We start from the raw sequence: 22,224 nt of genomic DNA, 5'->3' as shown, positions 1-22,224 counted from the left end.
ATAAAATTTTGAATTACTTTAAATTAATTTTTCTAATTTCCCATTTCATTGTTTCTTTTATTTTATTTAAATGTTTTTTGTTAAATGGAGTTGTTGTTACTTCGGATTCTTTCAGGTATTTTACTTTAAGTATTGATATTTCTAGTTTTAACTTTCCTTCTGATAAGTATTTAGTTCCAATTTATTCTTTTTTTATTTCACTTATTAATTTGTTTTCATCTGAAATTGTGAATGAAAGACTTGCTATACTTCAGCTATTTATTTTTATTATATCTGGTTTTTTATTCCTTAGGATAGTTAATGAAATTAATATTAAAATAGATAATAATTTAATATCATCATTTTCTATCCTTTTATTTTTCTCATATTGGGTAATTAAATTTTCCTGGATAATTCATGCGGACTCCTTAATTGTTCCTTGTATTTATTTATTTATTTATTTATCTTTTTTAAGATTTAAACATAAAGAATTTATTTTAGGTGTGCTACTTGGTTTTTTCTTTCTTGTTAAATTAAATCTTTCTTTTTTAGTGATTGGGATTCTTGTTTCTGTATTATTTAATAAGGAATCAATAGGTTTTAAATTGGCTTCTATAGGCAAGATAATAACTCCTTTTACATTGGTTTTATTATTGTATTTTATTTTAAATAATAATTATAATTTACATTTTGATTTCTACAGTAAAGAAAGTTATTGGAGTCTTGATAACTTTCTTTACTTTTGGGTTGGTAATTTTAATTCTCTAGTAAACTTGTCGGTTTTATATTTTTTGCCTTTTTTCAAAGATTTTAATCTTCTTATTTATTTATTGATATTCTGGATAATTCCTTTTACTTTAATATTTATCAGTGATCAAAGTATTGGAAGGATAAAAGATTTATTAGTTTTTTTGTTTATTTTACTACATACTTATTCATTTTCTTTAGTTTTAATTAGATCATTAGTAGGTCTTTCTGAAGTAACAGAGAGGACGATGATTGGTTTTTATGCAATTGTCCCTTTATTTTTTTTGGTTTTAGTTTTAAGTGTTTGGAAAATTTTTGACAGTAGATATGTGAAGTTGGTGTCAACATTTTTTTTTATTTTTGTTTTAACTTTAAATATTTATAGATCTATAGAACATATTTATCATAAAATTGTAATAAAAGATTATAGCTCATTTAAAAAAGTTGACTCTTTAAAGCAAGATCCTTCTTTTAACCTTTTGTTGTCTTTAATTGAAAATGATAATATCTCTCATCTATATACAAATCAAACCGCTGTTTTTTCTTATATCTTCTATAAAAAAGTTTTTGTTTTTGGTTTACCTTATGATAGGGTATTTAAAGGTGATTATTTTGTAGATGAGCAGCCTGATATTATTAATAATAAAGAATATTTGATTAATGATGAACTAAATAAAGGAATTGCGCTAGTTTATTTTTCAGAAATACCTTTCCCCTCGAATAATTTGAACAATTTTAAATATGTCTCTGGACTTAGATGTAAATTTAGTTCAAGTAAATTTTTAAATTCTTCTTCAATTTTGGTTTATAAATGATATCCGTTATAAAAGTACAAAACCTCTCTAAAAGATATCGGCTGGGTTTAAAAGAAAGAAAAGCTGAAACTCTTTCAGGTCAAATTGGAAGCCTGATTAAGTCTCCTTGGCAAAATTTAAAAAAATTGCGTGATATGAGTCGTTTTGGGATTGAGGATGAATCTGTCTTTTGGGCACTAAAGGAACTCAACTTTGAGGTTAAAGAAGGAGAAGTGCTTGGTATAATAGGAAAGAACGGTGCAGGTAAATCTACTTTACTCAAAATATTATCACAGATCACCGAACCTACCTCAGGAAAGATTGAAATACATGGTAGAGTTGCTTCATTATTGGAAGTAGGAACTGGATTCCATCCAGAGCTTTCGGGAAGAGAAAATATTTATATGAATGGCACTATCTTAGGGATGACGCGTAGAGAGATTGATAGTAAGCTGGATGAAATAATTGATTTCTCAGGAGTTGAAAAATTTATTGATACAGCTGTTAAGTTTTATTCTTCTGGAATGAAAGTCCGATTAGGGTTTTCGGTTGCAGCTCATTTGGAACCTGAGATTTTGATTATAGATGAGGTGCTTGCAGTAGGAGATTTTGAATTTCAAAAGAAGTGTTTGGGTAAAATGGAAGATGTAAGTAAAAACTATGGAAAAACAGTATTGTTTGTAAGCCATGATTTAGGTGCAATTTCCAACTTGTGCACCTCTGGCCTTCTTCTTGAAAATGGAGGCGGTAGATATTTTAGTTCAATTGAAAATACAATTAATCAATATTCCTCTCAAAAAAGGATAGGAACTGATGGAGTAGATAATATCCACTTCGATGGCCCATTAGGTAAAGGTTTTAAGTTAGTTAGTGTTTTGGTTAATAAAATCTCCCCTTTTGAGCAAGAAATAATTTTAAATCGAAATGAATCAGTTCAATTTGAAACAAAGTTTTCTACTGAAGAAAGAATTGCCGTTAAGGTTATTCTAACAATATTTAAAGAGGGTATAAAATTATTTAGTTGTTTTGATTGTATAAATCATGAAAAGGCAAAAAATGAGATAACTTCTCTTTTTAGATTTAATTTGAATTTTCTACATCAAGGATATTATTCTGTAGCATTAGGAATTCATGCAAAGAATGATGATTGGTCTTGGAATGATTCCATTTTTTCTTTTGAAATATTAGATGATTATACATTGAATATCGACAGACGAAAATTTGGACTATTTGATATACAGAAATTTGCCAAATGCGAAAGAAAGTAATGAGGTTTCTTAGTGGAGGTTATCAGTTTCTTTTTTCATCAAAAGTAAGAATGAAGTACTTTCATCAAAAAAAGGAGGAGTACACTGAAAGAAGAATCCAAAAGATTTTAGAGGTAAGTGAATACAAATCAAAGAACTCTTTATTCATTGATTGTGGTACAAATCTTGGTCAAGGATTCGAATTTTTTAGAAGGATTTTTGAAAAGGAGTATTTTGATTATGTGATGGTAGAACCCAATCCTAATTGTGTGAGCTATCTCAAAGATAAATATCACGACTTAGTTAAAGAGGCTAAGCTGGAGATCCTTCCAAAAGCGGCATCAATATCTGACGCTGATACTCTTTTATTTGGGTTGGTTGAAAATGATGAAAATCCCTATTCGCAAGGAGCATCAATAAAAGCATTTCATAATACAGCCGATTATGAAGTTGATGTTGAGAAGGCAATAACAGTAAAAACCTTTGATTTCGTTTCCTTTTTGAGAGAGTCGATTAAGTCATATGACATGGTTTTTATTAAAATGGACATAGAAGGAGCAGAGTATTCTATTTTGGAGAATATTGTGAAAGAAGGTTTGTCTGCTAAAATAAAAGGTTTAATTGTAGAGTTTCATTCGGAGTATATGTCTTTGAAATATAAAAGACATTATCTCAAAAAAGAAAAACAACTTTTAAGTTCGTTGAAAAAGGGTGGCTGTAAAGTATTTACTTGGGTTTAAATGTGTGGAATAGCTGGTTTAATAACCCAAGAAAATAACCAAAACCAAATACAAGACATGCTCAAAGTATTAAAGCACCGTGGACCAGATGGAAGTGGTGTTTTTGGCTTTGGGAATGGAGCTATTGGACAGAGTCGATTAGCTATCATTGATGTGGAAGGTGGAGCCCAGCCAATGAGTGACTCTTCAGATAAGTATTGGATTACCTATAATGGAGAGCTGTATAATTATATTGAGCTTAGAGCTTATCTGATCTCCCAGGGTCTTATTTTTCGAACTGATTCGGATACAGAGGTTTTAATTCAGGCATATGCTTATTGGGGTATTGATTGTGTAAAGCACTTCAGAGGGATGTTTGCTTTTTGTATTGTCGATACTACAAAAAAAGAATTGTTTTTGGCTCGAGATCATTTTGGTATTAAACCTTTGTTATATGCCAATAATTCAAAAGTTTTTGCATTTGCTTCAGAAATACAGGCCTTAAAGCCATTAGATTCTATCAAGTGGGATATTAACCTAACAGCAATTGATCAATACCTCACCTACCAATATATTCCTTCACCTAACACCATATATCGGGAAATCAGTAAGCTTCCTCCTGCCCATTTTATGCGTGTTGATTTTTCAGGTGAGATTCAGGAACAGACTTGCTATTGGCAGCTTGAGTTCAAGCCTGATTACAATAAAACTGAGGTTGAATGGATAGAAGAACTTGAACTATTTATAAAGGAATCTGTAAAATCACATTTAATTGCAGATGTTCCTTTTGGAGCATTTTTGTCAGGAGGTATCGATTCTTCCCTTGTAGTGGGCTATATGTCTCAAATCATGTCTAATCCGGTTAAAACATTCAGTATTGGATTTGAAGATGAGGGATTTTCTGAATTAAACTATGCTAAAGAAGTAGCAAACTTTTGGGGTACTGATCATTTTGAAGCAATTGTAAAACCTGATGCACTTGGTATTCTACCTGAATTAGTCAAACACTATGGAGAACCATTTGGGGATTCATCTGCAATTCCCACTTATTATCTTTCGAAGTTAGCTAAACAGCATGTAACCATGGCCTTGTCTGGGGATGCCGGAGACGAGTTGTTTGCAGGATATTCAAGCTATACAGATCGTTGGACGCGTCACCTTTCAGCAGTTCCTGAGCACCTTGGTTCTTTCAAGAAGGGTTTATATCCAATTCTTAATTCAATTCTACCTCAGAGATACCCTTTGAGAACTGCTAATTTTACAGATTGGCAACGTTATATTCAATTCTATGCTAAGAATGCCCGAACAAATCTCTGGAAGTCCGAATACAAAGTACAACTTTTTGCTACCGATGCTATTCATGAGCAAAAATGGAATTTGAGTAGAAGTTATAGCCATTTTCAAAGGGCTCAAATGCTTGATTTTCAAACCTATCTTCCTAATGATATCTTAGCGAAGGTGGATATTGCAAGTATGATGAATAGTCTAGAAGTGAGAACGCCCTTATTAGACCTTAGAGTGGTGGAGCTAGCTTCTCAAATCCCTGAAACGTTTAATATCAATAAGACTTCAGGAACTTGGGAAGGGAAGCAACTACTGAAAAAGATCATTGCGAAGGATTTGGGGAAGAATTTTGCATTTAGAGAAAAGATGGGTTTTGCAGCACCAATTAGTAAATGGTTTGCAGATACCCATAAATCCAGCCAAGAAGTATCCGAAAGATTACTTTCCCCTGGAAATGGTTTAGATACCTTATTTGATAAAAATGAATTGAAGAAAGTAGCAAATGGATCCAATTCTGGTCACCAGTGGCTTTTGGTATTTCTTCAGGAATGGATGGAACAAAATAAATAATTGAGAACTATCACGGATATTACCATTGAAGTTTTTACTAAATACCTATGAAATTGTAATTTCTTTAAATCAATGTAATCAGTGAAGTATCAAAAGCAACATATTCTTATTGCTTTACATCGATTTGCAATAGGAGGAGCAGAAACCCAAGCTCTGTACCTTGCGGAATTTTTGAAACAGGAAGGCTATCAAGTGACTATCGGTGCATTTGGGGATGAAATAGGAGAGGGCTACCTTCGATTTAGTAGACTAGGGCATAAAACAATACATTGGGGCTTTCAAGAAAAGTTGATTCTAACCCCAACACAGAATTTATCTGGGATTCTGAGGCGATACTACTATTCTAGAAAATTGATTTTACAAGTAAAACGATTGGGTATTGACACCATTATACCTTTCACCTATCCAGCGAATAGTATTTTTTGCCAATGGTTTAAAAGAATGGGAGCAAAAAAATGTTTTTGGAATCAAAGAGATGAGGGTAGATTTTTTAAGGGGGATTCTTTTGATATTAAATGTTTAAATAACGCTACCTCAATCATTTCTAATAGTTTAGAAGGAAGTAATTTTTTACAGAGATTCACTAAGAGGAATATAATGATTATTCATAATGGTGTAATGCCAGTTGACGAAAGTTCATCTAAAAGTGATTATGAAAGTAAAATTAGGGTAGTTAAAATTGGTAATCTTCATTCATATAAAGACCATTTTACCCTTTTGAAAGCATGGAAAATAGTAATTGAAAGATTTGGGAAAGAAGAGGTACAGTTGTTTCTCGCGGGTAATAAATTAGACGAGTACTCAAATTTGTCTACTTTTGTTTCTGAGAATAAAATGGAATCTACAGTTTCATTCTTAGGTGAAGTAAAAGATATAAACCTTCTGCTTTTATCAGCTCAGCTAGCGGTGTTTAGCTCATATAATGAGGGAATTCCTAATGGTGTTTTGGAACCAATGGCTGCTGGATTAGCAGTAGTTGCAACAAATTGCTTAGGAGCACAGGAAGCTTTGGGTGTTGATTACCCTTTTCTGGTTACACCTAAAGATCATGAATCATTAGCTATTAAAATAATAGAGCTAATCGAAAATAGGTCTTTGTCGGATGGTATAGGAAGGCAAAATAAAAAAAGAATAGCCGATTCTTTTTCAATGCCAAGAATGTGTAATAAATATCTAGAGCTTATTGAAAGCAAATAATCCGATCTTTTCAATTATCATTCCTTGTTACAATCAAGGTGTTTTTCTGAAGGATTGTATAAATTCTATTTTAGCCCAAAAATTTGATAATTGGGAAGCTATTATAATAAATGACGGAAGTATCGATGACACCGAAGTGATAGCTAGATCCCTAGAATCACTAGATGCCCGAATTATAGTCCAAAGTCAAACTAATCTAGGATTGTCATCTGCTAGAAATAATGGGATGTCTGTTGCCAGAGGAGATTATCTACTTTTTTTAGATGCAGATGACTGGATCGAAACTAATGCTTTTTCAACTTTATCTACTGTCATATTTGAGTATCCTGGATATGAATTATATCGGATGGGATATGCCTATTGGGACAAACCAAGCGGGTTACTTTTCCATACCCATGTGCCAATGACTAATGGTGAAATTTTCCCACAAGTTTTAACCCAAAATATTGGGCCTTGTCATTCTATTATAGTTAAGAGTGATTTTGCTAAAATGCTAGGTGGATTTGATCCTTTGCTCAGAAGCTGTGAAGATTGGGATTTTTGGATACGTGCTGGAAAAATGGGAGCTAAAATATGGTCTATCCCCGAAGTATTGGTTGCCTACCGTTATGTGCGTAATAGCATGAGTCGAAACCCAAGAGTTATGTATGAAGCATTGTCTGAAGTGAGCTGGCGAGCTGGAAGGAAAGATCTCCGACTTAGAAAATCTTCAAAATTCAATCATGCTTATAGTCTGGAAATTGCAGAAGTTCAAAAGAACCATTTGCTTACTGTCTTAGGTGTAATGATACACCAAGGAGGGGTTGAAGAAGCAATTGTTTGGTATAAGCAAGAGCAAGAAAAATGGAACTGGTCTTTGGAACCTGAAGATTTGCGTAGCTTATCCAGCTATCTGTCTTGGGGCTATTTTTTTAGATTGGAAGAAATAAAAGTTTTACTCAGAGATTTAAGTCCATTATTAGAAGCCTTTATTTTAGAGCTTGATTTTTCAAAAAAAGAAGCCGCCTCAATTTCAAGATACATTATGAGTCCACAGCTTAAGAAATTGAACCACCTACGCTATGGTAAACTTATTGGAGGGATACTAAATAAATTGAATTTTTATTGAAACCCCGTCTACTTTTTATTGCTGATTCTGGTCCTTATCCTCCACGAGATGGTAAACGGCAAAGAAACTTAGCCCTAGTAACTGCTGCTCAGACTAAGTATTGCGTAGATTATTTAATACTTGGGAATTTAAGTGAATTCAAAGAAGCAAAAGTTAATGAAGCTAGAAGTCTAAAATTTTTCTATTTGCCTTATGAAACACATAAGGGGCTAACAAAAAAACTCGGCTTGAGTTTCTTGCCAAATTCTGAGAATAAGAAACGAATTGATAGATTTCTAACAGAGCGCAATTTTGACAAAATTCTTTGTAGGTATGTAAGTGCTGCAAAAGACCTCCCTCCAATTGACAATCTTATCATTGATATAGACGATGATTATCAGGAGTTGATGAATTCAAAAATCAAATCAGAAAAGGACTGGGCTCGTAAAATAAGATATTGGCAAATCGCTAAATTGAATACCATTTTTTATAAGAGAGTGTTGGAGTCGGCGGCACGTTTAATTTTAGTGAAACCTCAGCATCTTAATTTACCATATGACATTCTACCCAATATGCCTTTTCAAAGCCTGTTGAGTAATGATTCCAGGTCTTTTTGCAAACCCTCAGGTAACTCAATTCTCTTTGTAGGTAAGTTGACCTATTTGCCCAATTCGGATGGGATTTTATGGTTTCTCAAGAGCGTTTGGCCGCAACTGATAATGACAAATCCTACTATTAAATTGACGATAGTATCTGTAACAAACCCTGATGAAGAGCTTGCAAAAATTATTAAAGAAAGTGTAGGCGTTACACTAAAAATTAACATTGATAATTTGGCCTTTGAATATCGAGAGCATACTATTTGTATAGTTCCGGTTTTCTATGGTGGAGGTAGTAATGTTAAGTTAAGTGAAGCCTTATATCATTACCGAAAGGTGGTTAGTTCTACATTTGGTGCGAGAGGATTTGAGGAATGGAATTCCATTGGCCTAGTGAGAATGGCTTCAACTGTTGGTGAATGGGTTTTGGCAATAGAACAAGGGTTGAAAATGGAAAATGCGGAAAGTGATTTTAATTCTCTTAGTGATCATTTTTCATTTAATCATTGGGCAAATACTTTGATTACTATTTTGGATGAGGCCTGACATTTCAATAATAATCCCAGTATACAACTCTCAAGGTACCGTTGAAAGAGCAATAAAGTCAGTTGTCAATCAAAGTTTTACAAATTGGGAACTCATTTTAGTGAATGATGGCAGTACTGATCATTCTTCTGAATTATGCCAGAATTGGTTAAACAATCCTCGAATTTGCTATTTCAGTCAGGAAAATCATGGTGTCTCAGTTGCAAGAAATTCTGGAGCTGCTAAAGCAACTTCGGATTGGTTAGTCTTTCTTGATGCAGATGATGAATTGGAAGCGGATGCATTGGCTTTGTATTGGGATTCTATTAAATGTAATCCTCAGCAGAAAATTTTTGTTGGAGGAATCATAAAAATTAGTGGAGAGAATAAGGTTACTAAGATTCCAGAAGAGGGAGTTTATCAGGCAAAAATTCCAGGCACCTTCTGTTTAAGTACTGTGGTCTTCCATAGAGTAGGAGGATTTGACTCAAGGTTGAAATTTTCAGAAAACACGGAATTATTCCATAGAATTAATTTATTGGGATATTCTGAAATACTTCTCAAAAAAGTCACAGTTAAATATTATGACAATCCTCAAGGAGGTAGCAAAAATTCAGAAAACTTAATGGATTCACTATTGATCATATTGGAAAAACATAATGATACACTTTCTTCACATGTCCAATTTCTTTATCATCAGATCTTAGGAGTTAATTATATGCGATTTGAGGAATTTAGGAAAGCAAGGATTCACCTTTGGGGTGCATTTCAGCTTAAACCCTTCAAAATGCAAACAATTGCAAGATTGATGATTGCATTTTTACCACCATTGGCAAAAATAATCTACACAAAGAATTAGCAAATCCATGAGATTAGGAGGCTTTATTATCACCTATAATAGATCAAAAATCCTCTTGGATACTATTCGGCAACTATTTGATCAGACTCATCCTCCGGAACTACTTTGGATAATAGATAATTCAGATAATCTTGAAACTGATCATGCAATTGCTACATTATTAGATTCCAGGATTAGATATTTTAGAATGGGATATAATGCTGGCCCGGCAGGAGCTGCAGTGAAGGGTTTAGAACTTTGTGGAAAAGAGGGGCTGGATTGGATATATTGGGGAGACGATAATGATCCTCCTTTTCGAAACGATTGCTTTGAAAGATTGTTGGCTATCAGTGAGCAAAATCCATTTACAGGTGTGTTAGGCACAGTCGGCCAGTTTTTTGATCGTAAAAAAGGTGTTATCAAAAGAGTGCAATCGAGACTTTTGGAGAAGAAAGATATACTAGAAGTGGATTACGTGGCTGGAGGGATGTGTATGCTAGTAAGTGGAAAGGTAGCTAGAGGAGGAATAGCTCCTGATCCTAAATTGTTTTTTGGGTTTGAGGAATTAGATTTTTGTTTAAAAGTGGCAAGAAAGGGTTTTACAATTGTGGTTGACTGTAAGCTATTCTTAGAGGCTAGAAAAAAATATGAACGTTTGGATTTTGAAAGAGCTCGATACAAAAAAAAGGAGAGTTTAGTTCGTGAGTATTACAGTTTGCGAAACCTATTATTGATTTCGGACTCATTGACTTTGAATTCTATGAAAAGACAATTAGTGAAAAAGTGGTCTTTTAAATTATTCTATGGTTTCAGATATGGATTTAAATATGGAATTAGCAATTTCAAATTTATTTCAACGGCATTTTACCATTACCATATTGGGAAGTTTGGGATGACTTTACCACTTATGACCAATGATTAATCATTATGAACGGATTTATGGGGGTAACTTTGGCGATGATTTAAATGAGACAATGTGGAATAAATTGTTGCCTAAACCACTTTCAGAATATTTAGATAATGACACTTTTTTTATTGGTATTGGTACTCGGTTAAGGCCAAAAAATATTCCCATAGGAAAAAGAATTATTGTTTTTGGAGCCGGTTTTGGATATTCAGATTTTCCTCCTACAGTTAATGAAAATTGGGATATCAGATGCCTTAGAGGCCCGCTCACAGCAGATGCGCTCGGTATCGATCGAGATAAGGTTATTACAGATGCTGCCATCCTATGTAAGGATCTTTATCAAAAAGGAAGACCAAGACACGATGTGTCATTTATAGCACATCATTTAACCTCAGCTGAAGATAATTGGGAGAAAGTGTGTAAAGAATTGAATATTAACTTTATAAACCCAAAACAAACCCCAGACTTTGTTATTGATGACTTAATCAATTCCAAGTTGATTATAACAGAATCATTACATGGGGCTATCATTGCGGATACTTTTCGAGTGCCATGGATTCCGGTTAAAATAAAAGGACATTTTTCCGAGTTCAAGTGGATGGATTGGATGCAATCCATGAATTTAGAAGTTAAAATCCAACAGCTATCATCACTATATGATCGAGCTGTTCTTAATAAAAAATCGAAGTTAAAATGGATGTTAAAGACAATTTACGGGGTTTTATTTGGCTCTAAAATAGGGATATACCAACTCAGGAAATTGATAAATCAAAAGGGATTCCTTAGTGAAAAATCTGTTTTGGAAGCTAAGCACCAAGAAATGGTAATATGTCTTAATAATTTTGTTCAAGATCTTGAAAAATAGAATTCCGCGAATTTCAATTATACTTCCAGTATATAATCGAGAAGATAAAGTAGCAAGAGCCATTGATAGTGTTCTGAGCCAAAGCTATTCAGATTGGGAGTTGATCTTGATTGATGATAATTCTACAGATGCTAGTCTTGACATACTAAAATCATATACCGGAGAAAGAATACTGGTTCTAAATACTCCCAAAAACCTTGGCCCTGCTGGAGCTAGAAATCTAGGGATTTCTAAATCAAGAGGTGATTTTATAACATTTTTGGACAGTGATGATTACTATGAAACAGACTTTTTAAAACTTTCAATAGATTTATTTTCAAATACTTATGATGAAATTGGCTTTTCATGGACTGGTTATAACTATGTTACTTCTACTAGCCAAAAGTCTCAGTTTTGGAAGCCTTCAGATACTTCTAATTACTACCTTTCTTTTTTGAAAGCACTTCATACCGGAACCAACTCAGGGCTGATGGTCAAACGTGAAGTTTTTATTAAATGTGGCTATTTCGATGATACGCTACCGGCTGCGGAGGATACTGATTTTTTACTTAGAATTATTCAAAAGTTTTATTTCAAAACAATATCTGAGCCATTAGTAAATATTTATATTGAGCATTCAGATAGACTCTCATTTGATTTTAAGAAGATAGGGTTAGCTTATAATAAAATATTTCCGAAGCATGAATCCACTATAAATACAAATAGAACTTTAAGGCTGAAATGGTATTATAAAATGATGTGGCTAAATTATCACTTGGGGAATTATAGATTAGCAAGGGGTTTTTTCAGAAAATTGATTAAGGATAAATATTCTCATCAAAGAGCTTGGCAAATTTTTGTACTCTTTGAGCTTTTAGGTTCTAAGTATGGGGCAAAGGCACATGTTTTTTTATCAAAGAAACTAGAATGAATTGGAAAGAGGCGATTATTAAGGATCAAAGTCGTTATGCGAAGCCTGGGATTGCGGGGTTTTTCAAGGCATACAAAAACCCGGGCTTTAGATTTTTTGTTTTATTCAGATTGATAAATAGATTTTCAAAGTACCATCCAGTGGGGCTTTTTCTTCGACTCTTTTATCGCTTGAGCCAAATCCGTTTTGGTTTTCAAATCGCCCACTATACAAAAATCGGAGGAGGTATTTTTTTACCACATTTTGGAGGAATTGTAATTAGCAGTCATGCGTCTATTGGTGAAAATTGTAACATAGCACAGGGAGTAACTATTGGTAGAATTAATTCAGGTCCTAGAAAAGGGGCCCCAAAAATAGGAAATCAGGTTTGGATTGGTCCCAATGCAGTCTTGTCTGGTGAAATAAGTATAGGAGATAATGTCTTGATCGCACCTCTTACTTTTGTAAATATAGATGTCCCAGCTAATTGTATGGTAATCGGGAATCCGGCTAAAATAGTTGAGGGGAAAACTTCAAGGAATTACATAAATTTTCAAAATGAATAAATTACAGGAATTAAGAGATTCGATTTATACCAATAAGGTTGTTACTACATCGAATGGTGAATTTTTGAAATTGAATTCTGCTATAGATCCAAAGGAGGGTAAAGCCATTCTAAGTATTTTGAAAGCAAATTCTGAATTTACGAAGACTATTGAAATAGGATGTGCATTTGGCTTATCATCACTTTATATATGTGAAGGTACATTAGGTCGGGCTGATGCTTTTCATACCATTATTGACCCTTTTCAAAAAACTTCTTGGAAAAGTGTAGGGATAAATAACCTTATTAAAGCAGATGTTTTTAATTTCAAATTAATTGAAGAAGGATCTGAAATTGCACTTCCTGAATTATTAAAAAAGAAAGAAGAGTTTGATTTCGCACTAATAGATGGCTGGCATACTTTTGATCATACATTAATTGATTTCTTTTATTTAGAGAAAATGATTCGTCCTGGAGGAATTATTGCAATAGATGATGTGCATTTACCAGGCATAAACAAGGTTGTTCGTTATTTAATGAATTATCCTAATCTTGAAATTGCTTATAATGTCCCTATGTTCATTAGTAGAAAGGCTAAACTTAGGGATAGTTTTTTGAATAATTTTTTTGGTTGTTTAAAATTGGTCCTACCTTCTAAATATTATCATAGAGTTTTGTCAGATAGAGTAATAAAATCAGATAGAAACCTTAAGCTGTATAGCTCAATGATTTTTTTTAGAAAGAAAATTGAAGATAAAAGAGAATGGAACTGGTATAAACCATTTTAACAATTTGAAACTTCTCTTTACCCAAGATGCCTTAGTGAATGCTGGCGCTGAACGGAGTCACCTAGAGATCCTTTCAAGATTTTCGGAGGAAGTAGAAGTGGTTTTTGTATACTTCTACCCCAGGCATGACTTAAGAGAAGAATATGAAAGAGCCGGAATCCGGCTTATTTTTTTGGATATTCCAGAGACCTATCATTTTACATTGGCAGTTTCCAGATTGGTTAAAATAATTAAAAATGAAAAGCCAGAACTCTTAATCTCCAGCCTTTGGCGCGCAGACATTATTACTCGAATAGCTTCACTATTAACTGGTGTACCATTAATTGGAACATTAGTTAATGATAGCTATGGTACATATGCTTGGAAAGATAAAAAGGGATTAAAATACAAACTCGTTTATTGGCTAGATCGGTTGACAGCAGGGATTCCAAAATATTGGATAGCAAATGCCAATGCTTTGGCTGATTCCCATGTGAAGACTTTGGGATTGGATAAAGACAAAATTAAGGTAGTTTATCGTGGTAGAAATGTTCCTGAGGAATTTTGGTCTAAAGATAGCCTTCGCGAAATAGGCTTTCGGCGAGATAGGCCTTCGGCGAGATATCATCTAAATAAAGATGAAAATATTAACCCATTTAACTTTATCTCCTATGGTAGACTGTTGGAAAGGAAAGGCTTTCAGGATGCTATTGTTGCTTTTTCTAAGGTCAATCAAAACTATCCGGATTGTACCTTTACCATTTTTGGAGATGGGCCTTTTAGAACAGAGCTTGAAAAGCTAATCCAGGATTTAAACCTCAAAGACTCGATTATTCTTCCAGGAAAAATCCCTAATCCTATTCAATTATTAACCTCAGGCGATAATTCATCCTTGGTTAACCAAAACATTTACGAACATCATACAACGGACATCGGACATCCGACATCATTCAACTGTTTCCTCTTCCCTTCTTGGTACGAAGGTTTTTCAGGTGCTCTAGTAGAAGCTATGATGGCGGGAATACCGATTATTGCTTCAGATATTTCTATGAATTTAGAGGCTGTGAGTACTGAGAATGCTTTGATTTTTGAAGTTCAAAATTCGGAGCAATTAGCCAATCAGATGATTTTTGCCATAGAAAATCCAGTAAATATGGCCGAATTAGGCACAAAGGCTAGAGAGGAAGCAATTTCCAGATTTGATATTGAGAAAATTGCTGTCCAATACGAACAAACCTGGTATAAAATCTATCAAAACTTAAGAAGTGAAGCTTAGAATAATTCTTTTGTTGGATTCATATATTAATTCAGCTTGGGTCTTCGAAGCAATTGAACAAATACTCAAAGAAAGAAATGCGGAAATAGTTTTAGCTGCAATAAATCAAAAACCTAAATCCAGCGGTAAAAAATCTCCATTCCTGTACCGCTTGTATAGAGCATTAGACCGGAAACTTTTTTTAATATCTCCAGATGCTTTTGCACCAATAGATATTAGGAATATAAAGAGATGGGATATTCCTTCTTTACCAATTACCCCAATTCAAAAGAAGTATTCGGATTATTTTCAAAAAGAGGATCTGGATAAAATCAGTGCATTAAAACCTGATATTATTCTTCGTTTTGGCTTTAGAATTCTCAGGGGTGAAATTCTCAAGATCCCCAAACTAGGCGTCTGGTCTTTCCATCATGGGGATAATCAATTTTATAAAGGAGGACCTCCAGGGTTTTGGGAAGTAATGTTGAAAAAGGAAACTACTGGAGTGGTCCTTCAAAGATTATCTGAAAGACTTGATGATGGACAAGTTTTGTATAAATCCTTTTCACAAACAGATCCACTTTCCGTACAGAGAAATGCTAATAAAATTTTCTGGCTCTCTAGTTTTATTATCCCTCGTTTAATTCGCGAGATTACTTTTAAAGGGATTGACCGCTGGAATAAGGAGTTGCAGAATCTTCAAGCTTCCAACGAAGCTGAAATTCCACTTTTAACCCCACCTGGTTTTTTTAAAATGGCTGGTTTAGGGATCAATCTATTTTTTAGAAACTTATCAAGGAAAATAACTGAAGGTATTAATAAGCCTTATTGGGAAATACTAGTCGCTAAAAATGAAGCACATTCTCTTAGGAAACCAAGTGCTATTAATTTTCGATCAATAAAACCTCCAAAAAGTGGACTATCCAGGGGCTCTTTTTGGGCTGATCCATTTCCGGTAGAGAAGGATGATAATACCTGGTTGTTTTTTGAAGATTTTGATGCGCGTTCTAATAAAGGCAGAATTGCAGTAGCAGCATGGGATGGGGAAAACTTATCCGAGAGTAAGATCATTTTGGAAGAAGAATGGCATCTGTCTTATCCATTAATATGGGAGGAGAATAATGAGATATACTTAATTCCAGAATCAGGAGAAGCAAATAAAATATTTATTTATAAAGCCCTAGATTTCCCTTTTCAATGGCAAAAGCTAGGCGTGTTATTTGAAGGTGAAGCTTATGATCCTACTATTATTAAAGTAGATGATTTGTATTGGCTATTTGTTAATCAAAAGCCCCATTCTGGAACTTCTGGATTTATTGAATTATACGCCTATCATTCTCCCAGCTTATTGACGCCAAACTGGACTTCACACGCCTTAAATCCAATAGTTTCTGATGTCCGATCTTCCAGGCCTGCAGGGAGAATTTATGAGAAAGATGAAAAGCTATTTAGACCTGCTCAGGATTCAGGTTTGAGGTATGGACATAGAGTCAAAATTCAGGAGATTTTGAAACTTACTATTGACGAATATTTAGAAGAGACGGTTGATATCATTGAACCGGATACTTCCCTAAATATGCTAGGAACCCATACCTTCAATTTTACAGATAAGTGGATTTTCTCAGACGCGTATTATAGAAAGTGAAAATTTTACAAATCATTCAAAAGCCTCAGGCTAGGGGAGTAGAGTTATTTACTTGCATGCTTTCAGAAAAACTTCAAGAACTGGGGCACGAGATTATACTCATTTCCATCTTTGAAGGGAAATATGATTTACCCTATTCGGGAAAGCAGATTCACTTAAAGAGATCAATCAAAAACAGATTCTGGGATCTGAAGGCTTGGAGGCAATTTGCACAAGTTATCAAGCATGAACAGCCAGATCTGATTCAAGCAAATGCCGCTGACACACTAAAATTCTCTGTTTTTTCTAAAAAAATTTTTGGATGGAAAACACCTATAATTTTCAGAAACGCCTCTCAAATTAGTCAGTACATTAATAGTGCATTGATTAAGGGTTTTAATAAATATCTCTACAGGAATGTTGCTGCTATTGTATCTGTTAGCCACAAGTCCAAGGAGGATTTTTCATCGGTATTAAAGTTAGATATTCCTCATCAAATAATTCCAATCGGAATTAACCTGCCTTGTGATAAATTAGCAAATGCGCTAGATGAAAATCCGGTTTTAGTACATATTGGAGGTTTTACATTTGAAAAAAATCATACAGAGCTAATTGATATATTTACATCTATCCACAGAAAATTTCCTGATTTAAAATTATGGTTGATTGGTGAGGGCCCATTGAAAGAGGAAATCCAAAGCAAAGTCCAAAGCCTAGGACTTCAAAATTATGTACTATTCAAGGGTACATTAGCCGAACCTTTTCGATCCGTACCCAATAACTCAATTTTCGTACTTCCGAGTAGAATTGAAGGATTACCAGCTGTAATATTGGAAGCATTTGGAAGTTGTGTACCGGTAGTAGCATATAATGTAGGGGGGATTCCTGAAGTTCTGAAAAACAATGAAACTGGTTGGTTAGTAGAAGCAGGAGATACCCAAGCTTTCATTAATGCTCTCTCGGAGGTTTTATCCACCTCCTCGAAAGACCTCAACAGAATAACTTCTAATGCTAAAAAGCTAGTGGAGAAAAATTACCAGATTGACCAAATTGCAAAGAAGTTTGAAGCATTTTATATAAATATTCTAAATCCTAAGACTGATTAACCAATTAACTCCTGCTGACTAAAGGGGCAAAACGGATTCATAGTCTCTAATCTCTTATTCCCTTAGTCCCCTAATCTCTATTCTCTAATCTCTAAATCTCTAATCTCCTATTCCCTTTTCCCTATTCCCTTAGTCTCCTATTCTCTAAATCTCCTAATATCTAATCTCCTATTCCCTAATCCCCAACCCCTCCCTTGCCCACTAAAATAAAAATCCTCCACCTTATCAAATCCCTCGGCCGTGGTGGAGCAGAGAAACTCATTCCAGAAACTGCCTTGGTTCATCATCAGGATCGATTCGAATTTCATTGTCTTTATTTCTATCATCAGCAAAATAACATTGTAGATGAACTGGAAGCTGCTGGGATTCAGGTACATTTAATTCCTTCAGGAAATTTAGGACTCTTCTTTCGAGTGAATAAGGTTCGCCAATTTGTCCGCGAGTATAAGATAGATATCATTCATGCACATCTACCTTGGGCAGGGATAATGGCTAGGTCAGTTGGAAATAAACTAAATATTCCCATAGTATATACAGAACATAATACCTGGGAGAGATATAATAAGTTTTCCTATTGGGGAAACAGAATGACATTTAAGCGCCAGGATATAGCAATTGCGGTGTCCAACGAAGTTGCCCTCTCCATGCAGCTCAACTCCATGATTGATCCTTACCAGCGTGGCGGCAGAATGAAGATTAAAGTGATCCAGAATGGGGTGAATACAGATGTGTTTAGGAGAATAGATATCGGGATCTCCAATCCGGAGCCAACTCCCCCTTTAAAAAGGGGGGCAGGGGGGATTTTCACGGATCAGAAAGTCGAACTCCATATCCCACAAGACGCTCAAATCATCGGCATAGTCGCCGTTTTCAGGGACCAAAAGCGCCTCTGGCTTTGGATAGAAACAGCATTGAAAATTCTGGATAAATGTCCAGATACACATTTTCTTATAGTAGGAGATGGAGAATGGAGATCTAGGCTGGAAAGACAGATAGAGGAATCAGGAAAATCAGCCAACTTTCATTTGGTTGGAGTACAAAAACTGGTAATTCCTTATCTATCTATCATGGATATTTATCTAAGCACCTCTGAATTTGAAGGTTTGCCTATTGCTATGCTGGAAGCCATGTCCTGCGAAGTACCGGTAGTGGCCACCAGAGCAGGAGGGATTGGAGAGGTGATTCAGCATGGAGTACAGGGCTTCTTATCAGAGATCGATGAATATGAGGAACTGACAGGCTACTGCGTTCAACTCCTAAATGATAACGAACTTCATAAATCCATGTCCCAAGCCTCCCGTGAGCGTGTTGTAGCTCAGTTTAGTATGAAGAGAATGGTAGAGGAATTAGAGGGGGTATATGAGTCTGTGATTGCCAAATGACTTATTTTAGAAAAAGTAGCGAAAATGGATTTCTGTCAGATAGAACCAATTCGTGTCAGGTTGAGCGTAGACGAAACCCACACCACTGCCTTTCTGTTTTCCGCCAATTCCAATTTGAATTCCTTACCTTAATTTCAAATTCAACAATTTCAAATTTCAAATTCAATCATTTTAAATTTCTCATTCAATAATTTTAAATTCACGAAGTGCTCGGTGCCGTAGTCCTTATCCTCCTTCTCTTTGGTATTAGCCAGCCCATCCTTGGTGCCCTCCAAAAGGAGCATAAGTGGGTAAAGGCAGGTATGCTCAACCAGATTTTTTGGTACCACATGTTTTTTGGATTGGTCTATTGGACATATGGGCAGTTTAATAGATCAGATTCTGTGAACTATTACAATCACACATTTGCTTGGAGGAATTGGTTTGATTCTTTTTCTGCGGGAACTGATTTTATAGAATGGATGGCTTTTCCATTCATTAGGTGGTTTGGTTTTAATTACGATATGATGATGTTCCTGACTACCTGGTTAGGGTTCTGGGGCTTTGTTTATTTCTACTTGTTTTTTAAAGAGAACTTGCGCTTCAACCCAAAGTTCGAGGGTTGGGATGCTATCACCATTTTTATGTTCCTGCCTAATATGCACTTCTGGACTGCCTCCTTGGGTAAAGGCGCAGTGATCTTTGCCGGTATAGGTTTTTTAGTGTATGGTCTTTCTTGGCCCCAAAAGAGAATTCCTCATATTGCCTTTGGTAGCTTTCTCTGCTATATGGTAAGACCGCACATTCTTTTTGCGGTATTGATTGGTATGGGTGTGGGATTTGTGTTAGGTAAGGAAAAAGTGCCTCTATATCAGAAGTATTTCGTGGTTGTTTTTGCTATTGGCATGAGCATATATGTTTACGAGGATTTGCTTGTTTATTTAGGGTATGATCCGACCAATGTTTTGGAAAGCTTTGAAGAAGAGTCTGCCTTGAATAGAGGAAGATTACAATCAGCAGGTTCTGCTGTAGATATGGGTTCCTATAGTTTGCCTATGAAGCTCTTTACTTTTTGGTTTAGACCTCTTTTTGTTGATTCTCCAAATGCGCTGGGAATTGCCATTTCCTTCGAGAATGCGCTTTACATCTACATGTTTAGCAAGATTGTTCGTAAGGACTTTCTTACCTATATCAAGATCGCTCCCGCTATGGTAAAGATGTCTGCGGTGGTATTTATCTCCATCTCCATCTCCATGACCTTCGTGATGTCTAATCTGGGTATTATCATTCGCCAAAAATCCCAGATCATGTACTTTATGCTCTTTGTCGTAGTCGCCTTTATGGATTGGCAAAAAACCACCCGCATCAAAAAGCGCGGTGAGATTTTTAATAGGATAGTGGAGGAGGAGCGAAAACGTATCGCTGAAGCGGAGTTGGTGGAGAAATAGGATTGTGGGAAAAGGGATTAAGGGAATAGTGAAGAGGGAATAGGGGGACAGAGAACAGAGAACAGAGAATTGAGAATCTCCCAATCTCTTTATCTCCAATCTCTTCATCTCTAATCTCCCAATGATTGCTTATTTTTAATAGAATCAATTCACTTTTTAAAAACTCAAAATCATGGATCGATCCGAAACTTTTGAAAATCTGAAATGTTGGCAATTAGCCTATGAATTGAAAAAGAGTATTAAAAAAGAAGTCATTGTTAATTTCCCATCCAGTGAAAAATATGAGTTGAGGTCACAGCTTTTAAGAGCAGCTAGATCTGCTACAGCTAATATTGCTGAAGGATGGGGAAGATTTCATTATTTGGATAGTAATAAATTTTACTACAACTCTCGAGGATCATTATCTGAGGTTTTAGATCATATCATTGAAGCAAGAGATGAGAGTTATATTTCTGAAGAGATTTATCTGAAGCTAAGATTAATGATAGTTGAATCTCTAAAGGTGTTAAATGGCTTCATTTTTTACCTTAAAAGGGAGCATGTAAATAATTCAAGAAAGGCATAAAATCTCCCCAATCTCCAATCTCTTATTCTCTAATCTCTTAATCTCTAATCTCTTTTCTCCAAATCGCTCAATCTCCATTTACTCAATATATATGAATAAAGGAACCTTCACCATCTCCCTAGACTTCGAACTCCTATGGGGAATCTTCGATAAAATAGGGACTGCCTACAAGCCTTCCTACTTCCTAAATACCCGGCAGATTGTACCTATTATGTTGGAGAAGTTTGCTGCAGCAAATATCCAAGCAACTTGGGCTACCGTAGGGATGCTCTTTGCAGAAAATGAAGAGGAATGGCGAGCATATTCACCACAGTTTTTACCATCTTACCGAGATAGGAAATACTCCGCCTATGAGTGGGTAAAGAATCATGGGATCAGACCAGATGTGCATTTTGCGCCAGATCTGATTCAGCAAATCATTGATACCCCAGGTCAGGAATTGGGTTCCCATTCCTTTGCACATTACTATACCCTGATGCGTGGTCAAAGCCCCGAACAGTTCCGTGAAGACCTGAAGGCAACCCAAAAAATCTCCCAGGATAAGTTTGGAAAGAAACTTGAATCCTTGGTTTTTCCCCGCAATCATATCAATGAATTGTATCTGGGAATCTGTGTGGAGGAAGGGTATAACTATGTGCGAGGAAACCCTAAGAATTGGTTTTGGCAGGAAACTCAGCATGAGAATCTAAGTAAGAAAATATTCCGATCTGCTGATTGCTTTTTTCAGGTAGGGGCTAAGACCTCATATCCTCTAGATGAGGTAAAGGTTTTCGAGAATGAACCAGTAATCATCCCGGCATCCAGAATTCTTCGACCACAACAGCAAAGTAATTTTATAATGAACAAGAGCCGCATGTTACGTATTAAGTCAGAAATGGAACATGCAGCCAAGAATAATGAAGTTTATCACCTTTGGTGGCACCCACATAATTTCGGAGCAAACCCTGAAAGTTCCTTAGCTGAATTGGATGAGTTGATTACACATTTTTCCCAGCTAGAAGCGGAATATGGCTTCCAATCCAAGAATATGCGTAGAGTAGGTCAGCAAATAAAAGAGATGGCTGTAACAGTTTAGATTATAATTGCCCAATTTTTGAAAAACCTCAGACCCTTGAATCTGAGGTTTTTTTGTTTCCATATCCATGTAACCTTTGAGGTGTCATCCCGAACTGCCATCGGCAAGAGAGGGATCTCCTCGCAGGTTTTTTGATTTGAACATTACTTTTATCTTCATTCCCCCGCCCTCGTTCGTGTCACGAATGGCCCCAGCTAGCGCAAGTCTCATGACTTGTGCTTTTGACATTGCA

At 35.3% G+C, this 22,224-nt stretch carries 21 protein-coding genes; 20 read left to right on the top strand and 1 reads right to left on the bottom strand.

What is annotated here, in order from left to right; all coding sequences use genetic code 11:
• The first annotated feature begins 8 nt into the window (after positions 1-8).
• The 20 genes from QOL76_RS08725 to QOL76_RS08630 all read left to right on the top strand — a co-directional run bounded on the left by QOL76_RS08725 (position 9) and on the right by QOL76_RS08630 (position 21,992).
• Positions 9-1,541: a hypothetical protein gene (locus tag QOL76_RS08725; RefSeq protein WP_283412572.1), complete on the top strand. Its 1,533-nt coding sequence runs from the start codon at positions 9-11 to the stop codon at positions 1,539-1,541.
• Positions 1,538-2,788, top strand: a complete 1,251-nt coding sequence (locus QOL76_RS08720; protein WP_283412571.1) for an ABC transporter ATP-binding protein — start codon at positions 1,538-1,540, stop codon at positions 2,786-2,788. The genes QOL76_RS08725 and QOL76_RS08720 overlap by 4 nt, the downstream gene beginning before the upstream one ends.
• The gene (locus tag QOL76_RS08715) at positions 2,773-3,507 is read left to right on the top strand and encodes an FkbM family methyltransferase (RefSeq protein ID WP_346771402.1); all 735 of its coding nucleotides are present in this window, start codon (positions 2,773-2,775) and stop codon (positions 3,505-3,507) included. Before QOL76_RS08720 ends, QOL76_RS08715 begins: the two co-directional genes overlap by 16 nt.
• The gene (gene asnB / locus QOL76_RS08710; protein WP_283412570.1) at positions 3,508-5,340 is read left to right on the top strand and encodes an asparagine synthase (glutamine-hydrolyzing); all 1,833 of its coding nucleotides are present in this window, start codon (positions 3,508-3,510) and stop codon (positions 5,338-5,340) included.
• Positions 5,341-5,421: 81 nt separating this feature from the next.
• Positions 5,422-6,537 carry a glycosyltransferase family 4 protein gene (locus QOL76_RS08705; protein ID WP_283412569.1) on the top strand — a complete coding sequence of 372 codons (1,116 nt, stop codon included), beginning with the start codon at positions 5,422-5,424 and terminating at the stop codon, positions 6,535-6,537.
• Positions 6,524-7,645: a glycosyltransferase gene (locus QOL76_RS08700; protein ID WP_283412568.1), complete on the top strand. Its 1,122-nt coding sequence runs from the start codon at positions 6,524-6,526 to the stop codon at positions 7,643-7,645. Before QOL76_RS08705 ends, QOL76_RS08700 begins: the two co-directional genes overlap by 14 nt.
• Positions 7,642-8,769, top strand: coding sequence for a glycosyltransferase family 4 protein (locus QOL76_RS08695; protein WP_283412567.1), 1,128 nt, complete (start codon positions 7,642-7,644; stop codon positions 8,767-8,769). The genes QOL76_RS08700 and QOL76_RS08695 overlap by 4 nt, the downstream gene beginning before the upstream one ends.
• On the top strand, positions 8,759-9,607 hold the full coding sequence (locus QOL76_RS08690; protein WP_283412566.1) for a glycosyltransferase family 2 protein: 849 nt from the start codon (positions 8,759-8,761) through the stop codon (positions 9,605-9,607). Before QOL76_RS08695 ends, QOL76_RS08690 begins: the two co-directional genes overlap by 11 nt.
• Positions 9,608-9,614: 7 nt before the next feature.
• Entirely contained in the window at positions 9,615-10,508 is an 894-nt protein-coding gene (locus QOL76_RS08685) for a glycosyltransferase family 2 protein (RefSeq protein ID WP_283412565.1), read from the top strand.
• On the top strand, positions 10,501-11,358 hold the full coding sequence (locus tag QOL76_RS08680) for a polysaccharide pyruvyl transferase family protein (protein ID WP_283412564.1): 858 nt from the start codon (positions 10,501-10,503) through the stop codon (positions 11,356-11,358). The genes QOL76_RS08685 and QOL76_RS08680 overlap by 8 nt, the downstream gene beginning before the upstream one ends.
• On the top strand, positions 11,348-12,268 hold the full coding sequence (locus tag QOL76_RS08675; RefSeq protein WP_283412563.1) for a glycosyltransferase family 2 protein: 921 nt from the start codon (positions 11,348-11,350) through the stop codon (positions 12,266-12,268). Before QOL76_RS08680 ends, QOL76_RS08675 begins: the two co-directional genes overlap by 11 nt.
• Entirely contained in the window at positions 12,265-12,813 is a 549-nt protein-coding gene (locus tag QOL76_RS08670) for a serine O-acetyltransferase (protein WP_283412562.1), read from the top strand. The genes QOL76_RS08675 and QOL76_RS08670 overlap by 4 nt, the downstream gene beginning before the upstream one ends.
• A complete protein-coding gene (locus QOL76_RS08665; RefSeq protein ID WP_283412561.1) occupies positions 12,806-13,579 on the top strand; it encodes a class I SAM-dependent methyltransferase in 774 nt (257 codons plus the stop codon). Before QOL76_RS08670 ends, QOL76_RS08665 begins: the two co-directional genes overlap by 8 nt.
• Positions 13,580-13,583: 4 nt before the next feature.
• On the top strand, positions 13,584-14,834 hold the full coding sequence (locus QOL76_RS08660) for a glycosyltransferase family 4 protein (protein ID WP_283412560.1): 1,251 nt from the start codon (positions 13,584-13,586) through the stop codon (positions 14,832-14,834).
• Complete coding sequence (locus QOL76_RS08655) at positions 14,824-16,458, top strand: glucosamine inositolphosphorylceramide transferase family protein (RefSeq protein WP_283412559.1); 1,635 nt, start codon at positions 14,824-14,826, stop codon at positions 16,456-16,458. The genes QOL76_RS08660 and QOL76_RS08655 overlap by 11 nt, the downstream gene beginning before the upstream one ends.
• The gene (locus QOL76_RS08650) at positions 16,455-17,543 is read left to right on the top strand and encodes a glycosyltransferase family 4 protein (RefSeq protein ID WP_283412558.1); all 1,089 of its coding nucleotides are present in this window, start codon (positions 16,455-16,457) and stop codon (positions 17,541-17,543) included. The genes QOL76_RS08655 and QOL76_RS08650 overlap by 4 nt, the downstream gene beginning before the upstream one ends.
• Before the next feature lie 194 nt (positions 17,544-17,737).
• Complete coding sequence (locus QOL76_RS08645; protein WP_283412557.1) at positions 17,738-18,925, top strand: glycosyltransferase; 1,188 nt, start codon at positions 17,738-17,740, stop codon at positions 18,923-18,925.
• 206 nt (positions 18,926-19,131) lie between these two features.
• On the top strand, positions 19,132-20,352 hold the full coding sequence (locus tag QOL76_RS08640; RefSeq protein ID WP_283412556.1) for a hypothetical protein: 1,221 nt from the start codon (positions 19,132-19,134) through the stop codon (positions 20,350-20,352).
• 226 nt (positions 20,353-20,578) lie between these two features.
• Positions 20,579-20,917 carry a four helix bundle protein gene (locus QOL76_RS08635; protein ID WP_430383840.1) on the top strand — a complete coding sequence of 113 codons (339 nt, stop codon included), beginning with the start codon at positions 20,579-20,581 and terminating at the stop codon, positions 20,915-20,917.
• Between the two features lie 91 nt (positions 20,918-21,008).
• Positions 21,009-21,992 carry a polysaccharide deacetylase family protein gene (locus QOL76_RS08630; protein WP_283412554.1) on the top strand — a complete coding sequence of 328 codons (984 nt, stop codon included), beginning with the start codon at positions 21,009-21,011 and terminating at the stop codon, positions 21,990-21,992.
• 84 nt (positions 21,993-22,076) lie between these two features.
• Here the strand turns inward: QOL76_RS08630 and QOL76_RS08625 are convergent, their stop codons facing one another.
• Positions 22,077-22,202 carry a hypothetical protein gene (locus QOL76_RS08625; protein WP_283412553.1) on the bottom strand — a complete coding sequence of 42 codons (126 nt, stop codon included), beginning with the start codon at positions 22,200-22,202 and terminating at the stop codon, positions 22,077-22,079.
• Positions 22,203-22,224 lie beyond the last annotated feature (22 nt).

Source organism: Algoriphagus winogradskyi (genome assembly GCF_900182815.1).
In the GTDB taxonomy this organism is placed as follows: domain Bacteria; phylum Bacteroidota; class Bacteroidia; order Cytophagales; family Cyclobacteriaceae; genus Algoriphagus; species Algoriphagus winogradskyi.
The sequence above is the reverse complement of the archived record's forward strand: the minus strand, read 5'-3'. Positions and strand labels throughout refer to the sequence as shown.